At 61.5% G+C, this 2,224-nt stretch carries 3 protein-coding genes; all 3 read left to right on the forward strand.

Annotated elements, in window-relative coordinates:
- A partial coding sequence (locus VK519_RS00670; RefSeq protein ID WP_324346685.1) for a cupin domain-containing protein occupies nucleotides 1–237 on the forward strand: 237 nt, incomplete at its 5' end.
- 133 nt (nucleotides 238–370) lie between these two features.
- On the forward strand, nucleotides 371–808 hold the full coding sequence (locus VK519_RS00675) for a hypothetical protein (RefSeq protein WP_324346686.1): 438 nt from the start codon (nucleotides 371–373) through the stop codon (nucleotides 806–808).
- 25 nt (nucleotides 809–833) lie between these two features.
- On the forward strand, nucleotides 834–2,224 hold a 1,391-nt coding region (locus tag VK519_RS00680; RefSeq protein ID WP_324346687.1), incomplete at its 3' end, for an ATPase domain-containing protein.

Raw genomic sequence — 2,224 nt, forward strand, 5'->3', positions numbered from 1 at the left:
ATCACCGGACAGGTGGGTCCGGCGCGCATCAAAGTTCTTCGCATGGACGACCAGGCATACGAGGAAGAAACTCATGACTACAACGAGGGTCTTCTTGTCATCAATGGAAAGATGATGCTGGAGGTACTGGGCGAAGAAGTCGTGGTTACGACTGGACAGATGTACCTCGCGGTCGCGGGTGTGCCGCATTCGGTGTTACCAGGAAGCTATGGCACGTTGGTAATCATCGACATGTAATCGGATGCATGAAAGGCAAGTAGGGGGAGAATGCTCGTTTCCAGCACCCCCGAAGGCAGGCCACCCCCCTCGCCCCAGCAGCGCTCCAAGTCTCTGAATCCCGCCAAACCGTCACATTGACCCAAGAGGGCGTATGGTGGGGGTCTATGTCCCAAAAATTGGGCAGGGCATTCCTGTGGCTGGTCTAGAGAGCGATCGGATCGTTAAGGCGCTCGGACGGCGGGCGGGCGACGAACCCGGCGTTGCCGAAATCGCCCAATCCATCGTTTCCATCTGGAACGAGATCGACATGGCCTTAGGTCCCATCCTCGGGGAGAGAGGCGTCGCCATGCTTTACAAGCGGAGCCTGTTCCTCACCGGCGCGGCCCATGAATGGCTACCCCGAGTGACCGAGGCCCTGCCCACGGCGCTGGACCTGGCACCGCTGGAAGCCGCATTGATGCAACAAGGCAACACGGTCGCCCTCCATGGCGGCAGCGCACTTTTTCGCACGTTCTACGAGCTGCTATCGAGCTTGGTCGGCCCCTCGTTGACGGAGCGACTGCTCCGTCCGATCTGGGACAACAGCTAAACCGGTTCATGCAGGATATTCCTCAATGAGCACCCGATCGACAATCACTCGCCTGGCTACCGGCGTCCCGGGCCTGGATGAGGTGCTGGGCGGCGGCCTGCCCGAGTTTTCGTTCAATCTCATCGCGGGCCCCCCAGGGTGTGGCAAGACCACGCTCGCGCACCAGATCATGTTCTCGCTGGCCAAACCGGAGCGGCCGACCCTTTATTTCACGGTGCTCGGCGAACCGCCGCTGAAGATGCTGCGCTATCAGCAACAGTTCGGTTTCTTCGATGCGGAGTTGGTCAACGGCTCGATCCATTTCATCAACCTGACCGAAGAAACGCTGGCCGGTGACCTGGATCAGGTGCTTGAGCGGATCGTCGTCGAGGTCGAAAGGCACGATCCGGCGATCATCTTCGTCGACTCGTTCCGCTCAGTCGTCCTGGCAAACAATGCCGGTGGCAACGCGCACAACAGCCTGCAGCAGTTTGTGCAGAAACTGGGCATGGTGATGACCAGTTGGCAGGCCACCACTTTCCTGATCGGGGAATACTTCACCGAAACCGATGCCAATCCCGTTTTTACCGTGGCCGACGGCCTGATCTGGCTTCGCCAGAGCGTCCAGCGCAACTCGATGGTCCGCAAGATCGAGATCATGAAGATGCGTGGCCAGCCGACACTGCCCGGCCTGCATACCTTCCGGATCGATGACGACGGGATCAAAGTGTTCGCCCCGGCCCGGGTGTTGGCCCCCGTATCCCCCAAGGCAGCGACGGACGCCCCGGGTTCCCGCTTGGGCACCGGCGTGCCGAAACTCGATGCGATGCTGGGTGGCGGCCTGCCCCGGGGCTATTCGTTGTTGGTGGCCGGTCCCTCCGGATCGGGCAAGAGCATCCTTGCCGCGGCCTTCCTGGTGGAAGGGGCGCGCAACGGCGAAACCGGCGTCGTCGCGGCTTTCGAGCAGATTCCCAACCGCGAGCGATCCCCGCTGTTGGCGGAATTGATCGCCCAGGGGAAGGTGGGCCTGGTTGACACCCAGGCCCCCGACCTTTCGATCGACGAAATCGTCCTGCTTCTACTTACCGAGGTCCGTCGCCTGGGTGCGACGCGCGTGGTCATCGATTCCCTTTCGGGTTTTGAACTGGCCCTGGCGCCGACCTTCCGCCCCGACTTCCGGGAGTCGTTGTCGCGCATGGTATCGGCGCTCGCCGCCGAGGGCGTCACCGTGCTGATGACCTCCGAACTGGAGGACCGTTACACCGACCTGCGCTTCAGCCCCTACGGCACGGCGTTCATGACCGATGCGATCGTCGTGCAGCGTTACATTGAGGTCGAGAGTCGACTTTTGCGCGTCATGGCCGTGGTCAAGGTGCGCGCCAGCGCGCACTCGAACGAGTTGTGCGCGTATGAGATCCAGGAAGACGGCATCCACAT

The sequence above is a fragment of the Pinirhizobacter sp. genome (assembly GCF_035317885.1).
In the GTDB taxonomy this organism is placed as follows: Bacteria; Pseudomonadota; Gammaproteobacteria; order Xanthomonadales; family Rhodanobacteraceae; genus Pinirhizobacter.

Coding starts and splice junctions, on each gene's coding strand:
- VK519_RS00675 (WP_324346686.1), top strand. CDS start 371: ATGGTGGGGGTCTATGTCCCAAAAATTGGGCAGGGCATTCCTGTGGCT.